Here is a 1,126-nt window from a genome sequence, read left to right on the forward strand (position 1 = left end):
CGTGTGGGTCACCAATAGCATTACCACTTACTTTCTGTAAATAGTCTTTACCAGCAGGACTAATCTTATCATACTCACCACGGTCAAATGCTTTAATATCAGCACTCCCTGGGCCAGAGTGATAAGCCAATGCAGCTCTCATTTCATTACCACCAGAGGCTTTCAACATACGAGCAAGGTATTTAGCCCCACCTCCAATGTTTTTATCTGGGTCAAGGAAATCCGCTTCTGTGAGTAATCCCACTTCTTTACCAGTTCCACTGATTAATTGCATAACACCAGTGGCAGAACTTGCACGTTTGCCAGTCTTCTTATCAATCGGAGGACGAGCATCCGCACGATACCCAGATTCAATCTGAGCGATGTTACGAAGGAAATCGTAACGTAAGCCATTCGTCTGAGCGTGTTTTGTGAACAAGCTATCAAATGGGCTTTTAGCATCTTTATTGTAGAACATCAACTGCCTCCTGTAAATAAGTAATGGCATTCTTCAAAGTTTCAATATTGTCTTTAGATTGACCGATAACAATATTACAATTATGGCAAAGGAGACCACGAACTTTTCCAGATTGATGGCAATGGTCTACTGCTAAGCTACGAGGTGTTCCCCAACGAGTAATCGCTGTTTCACTACATTTGCATATAGCGCAAACGTGGTTTTGTCTTTCAGACATTTCTTCATACTCATCGATAGTGATACCGTATAAAGTTTTTAACTGTTGATTCTTTCTTGAGCGAACCCACTCTTTATCATTCTTATTTCTTAGATATCGAGCTTTCTCTTGTTCCTTGTCTTTATACGGCACCTATTCGTCCTCCCAAAAATAATTAACCCTTGTTAACTACTGACATATTATGGAGCATTTCTTTCTCTGTAGTCTGATGTCTATCGAGTCCAAGTTCACTCACTTTTCTTTCTCGCTCTTTCTTAGATTCTTCAACCTGAGTCTTAAACCGTTTCTCGAATTCTTTACGGAGAGCATCTTTAGACCAGTAAGTAGTCTGTCCAGTAACAATGTTAGTAATACCAATGCGACCATATGTATCTTCAAAGATAGAACTATTCTCAATAGAACCATTCTTCTCTGTCATAATGTCTGACACCATTGCTTTAACACGGGGGATG

General features: G+C 40.1%; 3 protein-coding genes. All 3 read right to left on the reverse strand.

What is annotated here, in order from left to right; all coding sequences use genetic code 11:
* The coding region (locus N1032_RS23555) for a transglycosylase SLT domain-containing protein (RefSeq protein WP_259542801.1) at positions 1 to 457 on the reverse strand (457 nt) is incomplete at its 3' end.
* Positions 444 to 806: an endonuclease VII domain-containing protein gene (locus N1032_RS23560; RefSeq protein ID WP_259542802.1), complete on the reverse strand. Its 363-nt coding sequence runs from the start codon at positions 804 to 806 to the stop codon at positions 444 to 446. The genes N1032_RS23560 and N1032_RS23555, both read right to left, overlap by 14 nt.
* Before the next feature lie 22 nt (positions 807 to 828).
* Positions 829 to 1,126 (reverse strand): hypothetical protein (locus tag N1032_RS23565; protein ID WP_259542804.1); only part of this gene is annotated, 298 nt, incomplete at its 5' end.

The organism is Herbiconiux daphne, from assembly GCF_024979295.1.
Taxonomy (GTDB): Bacteria; Actinomycetota; Actinomycetes; order Actinomycetales; family Microbacteriaceae; genus Herbiconiux; species Herbiconiux daphnes.